We start from the raw sequence: 4,054 nt of genomic DNA, 5'->3' as shown, positions 1-4,054 counted from the left end.
TGTTGCTGAGCGAAGTGGTTGATGGAGAGCGCGGTCGCGACGAGCGCGCTGGTTGCCGGGAAGGAATGTTGCAGGCCGCGCGGAGTCCAGCAGCGAGCCGGATGCTGGCACGCCACGCTGGGTGAGGTAGTCCACGGGGCCCAGAGAGGACGGGGCGCGGCGGTGTTCGCCAGCTCGCGTGAGAGAAAGGTGACCTGGAGCGTGCGCCAACACGCTCACAGGTCGAGCGCCCCGCTCAACGTGTGAGAGAGAAGCGAGGCCCCCAAGAAGTCGTACGGACGCGCGTCGGCGTCAAGTCCTGGGCGGCACAGATGCCGTCCGTCTCGGCTGTACGTCCGGCGAGCTGCGCCGCTTGCGGCGCGGCGAGCCGCCCTGTGGGAGCTCCCCTGGGGCTTCATGGGCATGGCAGCCGGAGCCGCCAGGTGCGCGGGCCGCTGGACGCTGGCGCGTCGCCCGTGCTCGTGGAGTTGCGCGGTGTGTTGGCGGTCATCGCGGAGCGCGGAAATCTGGTCATCGGAAGCAGCTCGGCCCCGCGCCCCCGACCGCAGAGGCGGAGCGGGAGAGCGAGGCCGGTTGGCCGCGTCGGGGCGCGGAGGAGTTCAGCCCTTCTTGGCCTTGCGCTCGGCTCGGGACTCCTCGGCCACGCGTCGGCGGTAGCTGTCGCCCTCAATGCTGATGATGCTGGCGTGGTGGATGACGCGGTCGATGAGGGCGATGGCGCAGGCGGCGTTGGGGAAGATGGTGGTCCACTCCGAAAACGGGAGATTGGTCGTCAGGACAATCGGCTTCTTCTCATACCTGCGCGACACCACCTGGAAGAGCAGGTCGGCGTTCCTCGCGTCGTAGGAGAGGTAGCCAATCTCGTCGATGACGAGCAGGCCCGCCTGGGTGCAGTAGTGCTTCAGGCGCCTGTCGAGGGCCCTGGCGGAGTCCTGACTGCCGAGGTCGAGCAGCAATTGGGAGGCGGTGGTGAAGAGGACGGAGTGGCCAGCCTGCACGGCGTTGTAGGCGATGTTCTGGGCAATCATGGTCTTGCCCAGTCCTTGAGGGGCGACAAGGACGACGTTGGCGGGGCGGGCCATGAAGTCCAGGGCCAGGGCGCTCTCGACGGCCGGCCTGTCAATGCGCTTGGGCCAGCCCCAGTCGAAGTCGGCCATCGTCCTGAGCGCACCGAGCTTGCTGCGCGACAGGCGTCGCTCCACGCTGCGTCGAGCCCGGTCCTTCGTCTCTTCCTCGGCGATGGCTTCCAGCAACTCGGTGGGCCCCCACCTTCTCTTGGTGGCCATGGCGATGAGGTCATCGAGCGCGTCGCTGGTGTGGCTCAGTCCGAGGGCGGTGAGACGTTCTCTTGCTCCGGGTCGCCCCCGAGGAGGGCGTCGTAGGCGTTGAGGGAATGCTGGGGGACGCGCTTCGCGCACGCGCGGGTCATCTGGCAGCACCAGGGGCAGCGGCGGGGGCGCCCCCTTCTGACGGCGTCTCTGGTCGAGGACGTGGGCGACAGAAGCGGGCCCGAGTGCGCCGCGCTCGAGCGTCTCGGCCAGGGCGGCGTCCAGTTCCGCGGCGCCGTAGCGCTCCGCCAGCGCCAGCAGCTTCACGGTGTGGTTGCCGAGGTTGTCACCGCGGTCGGCGAGGGCCTGGAGCATCTGGTCGGCACGAGGGCAGCGGGCGCGCAGCAAGTCCCTGCCGCGCAGCTCGTGGGCGTGGGCCTTCTTCTTCGCCAGCGCGGCCAGGTGCCGCGCGTCCTCGACGACGGCGCCCTTGTCCCAGCTGCGCACGTGCGAGGCGACCTGCTCTGGGCGCCGTCGAGCAGGCGCACCGTGGAGGGGGAGGCCACCAGCGTGAGGGGACGGCGTACCAGGGCATCCGGAATCGAGTAGTCATTGCCGTCAAAGCGCACGTAGGGCGTCTTGCCGGAGGAGGCGGGGCGCACCACGTCGGTGGGCAGTGGGTGGGCGGGCAAGGGCGGCAGGCGGGGGCGCTCCTCTTCGAGGGCCTCGGCCACCGTGCGGCCCGAGGCGTCGCCGGGCACCCGACGCGGGTGGGCCACCTCGTCCACCCAGCGCGTCAGCTGCCGGTTGAGGTCGTCGAGGCTATGGAAGCTGCGCGCGGCGAAGAAGGAGTCGCGCAGGTAGCGGATGGTGCGCTCCACCTTGCCCTTCTCGTTGCCGCGGTAGGGGGCGCAGGGTTTGGGGGCGAAGTGGTAATGCCCGGCGGCCTCCAGCACGCGGGGGTGGAATCGAATGGCGTCTCCGGCCCGCTCCAGCACGACGGACTTCAGGGTGTCGTAGAGGAGGCTGCGAGGCACGCCCCCCAGCGCCTCGAAGGCCTGGACGTGGCCCTGAAGGAAGCACTCCATCGTCTGCCCCAGGAAGAATCTGGCGTACATGGCACGCGAGTGGCCCAGCACCAGCACGAAGCAGGAGAGCGTCCGGGTGGCCCGCCCCACCTGCACCTTGCCGAAGCTGCCCCAGTCCACCTGGGCCTCTTCCCCCGGCAGGGTGCAGCGGCGCAGGAAGGCCTCGGCCTGGGGCCCCGGGCGCACCCGCCGCACGTAGCGCTTCACCTGCTCGTAGCCGCCCGGGTAGCCCCGGGCCTTCACCATGTGCAACAGGCGCGTGGCCCTCAGGCGCGGGTGGGCCTTGAGCGTGGCGTCGATGAAGTCCGTGTAGGGGCCCAGCACGTGGGCTTCGCCGTGCGGGTGTCGACAGGGGCCACCTGCGTCTCCTCGAGAGCCGCCTCCACGGTGTCATGGTGCAGGCCCAGCTGCGTGGCGATGGTGCCCACCGGCCAGTGCTCCGCGTAGTGCAGCCGGCGGATGCGGGCGCGTACCTCCGGGCAATCATCCGCGCACCTCCTCACGCAAGGACGCGTCGCCAACGTGGGCCCACTCTCGTGCGCGCCAGGGTGGTGTGGCGGAGGAAGGGACTGGGGCGCCCACAGGACGTGCAGGCGGGAGAGGACGGTGATGCATACGCGGGTGGCCTCGCTGCGCTCGGCTTCGCGGCCTCCTGCGTGGAGGCCTGGGCCGGCGCGGACCGCACCGTCGCCTCCAGGGCTACTGGCGCGGGAGCCTGATGCGTCACTTTCCTGCGTCGCTCCCGGTACGCAGCCTGGCGCGCGGCGTGGGCGTGCCGCCCGGCCGCATGCACCGACTCAGCACGCGCTCTGCTGCTCGCACTCGACGCCGAGGTCTCTCCCCGGCACCTGGCGTTCATCGAGTCAGGCCGGAGTGCCCCCAGCCAAGACATGGTCATCCGACTGGCGGGGGCGCTGACGCTGGGCCTGCGCGAGCGCAACGCATTGCTCGTCGCCGCGGGTTACGCGCCAGTGTTTGGTGAGAGTGATTGGAACAGTGAGGAGCTGAGGGAAATCCGCCAGGCCGCTGCGATAATTCTCAGAGCACACGACCCATACCCCGCGCTCGTCCTCGACGCCGCGTCCACGGTGCTCGACGCCAACGCCGGGGCGCTCACGATGATGGGACAGGAGCGGGACGCCCTTGGGCGAATCAACCTGATGGACCTGGTCTTTGCTCCGGGCCCCGTCCGCTCGGCGATAGGGAACTGGGACGAGGTGGCTGGCTATCTCCTCCAGCGGCTCCGGGAGAACGCACGTCTGCGCGGTCCACGCTCCGAGGTCTCACGGGTGCTGAAGCGAGTGCTCGACCTCCCCGGAGCCCGTGCGATTCCCCCTTCAATGCCTGGTCGCGGAGGGGCCGTTCTGATTCCGCTGACTTTCGAGGTCGACGGAATCGCCACCCAGTGGTTCACGACCGTCACGAGCTTTGGTGCTCCGCTCCATGCATTGGCCGAGGAAATCACCATCGAGCAGTTCTACCCGCGCTGACTCTGGGCCAGTCGCAAGGGAAAGCCGCGGGGCTGCGCACGCCGCACCCACCGGCCCTGCAGCGCCAGGCGCGAGAGGCCCTGGGCCAGGCATTGGGGAAAGGGCAGCTGCGGGTGACGCTGGGCTTGGTGGTGGGGCTGGGAGAGGCGGTGCGGGCGCACCAGCAGCTCGAGTCACGCGCGACGGTGGGCAAGGTGGTGCTGCGGGT

Annotated in this window: 4 protein-coding genes; 2 read left to right on the top strand and 2 right to left on the bottom strand. The window is 70.0% G+C overall.

Annotation, left to right across the window (positions count from 1 at the left end):
* Nucleotides 1–599: 599 nt before the first annotated feature.
* On the bottom strand, nt 600–1,643 hold the full coding sequence (gene istB / locus G4D83_RS45035) for an IS21-like element helper ATPase IstB (protein ID WP_255204017.1): 1,044 nt from the start codon (nt 1,641–1,643) through the stop codon (nt 600–602).
* The gene (istA, locus tag G4D83_RS45030) at nt 1,592–2,680 is read right to left on the bottom strand and encodes an IS21 family transposase (protein WP_240357188.1); all 1,089 of its coding nucleotides are present in this window, start codon (nt 2,678–2,680) and stop codon (nt 1,592–1,594) included. Before istA ends, istB begins: the two co-directional genes overlap by 52 nt.
* 485 nt (nt 2,681–3,165) lie before the next feature.
* On the opposite strand from istA, the gene G4D83_RS45025 reads away from it, so the two are divergent.
* Complete coding sequence (locus G4D83_RS45025; RefSeq protein WP_338041977.1) at nt 3,166–3,846, top strand: MmyB family transcriptional regulator; 681 nt, start codon at nt 3,166–3,168, stop codon at nt 3,844–3,846.
* On the top strand, nt 3,762–4,054 hold a 293-nt coding region (locus tag G4D83_RS47375; RefSeq protein WP_163871137.1), incomplete at its 3' end, for a zinc-binding dehydrogenase. The genes G4D83_RS45025 and G4D83_RS47375, both read left to right, overlap by 85 nt.

This window comes from Myxococcus eversor (assembly GCF_010894455.1).
Classification (GTDB): Bacteria; Myxococcota; Myxococcia; order Myxococcales; family Myxococcaceae; genus Myxococcus; species Myxococcus eversor.
This window is presented reverse-complemented; position numbering and strand designations above follow the sequence as displayed.

Excerpts from the sequence above, each read along its gene's own strand:
- istB (WP_255204017.1), bottom strand. The coding sequence starts at position 1,643 with ATGCTCCAGGCCCTCGCCGACCGCGGTGACAACCTCGGCAACCACACC.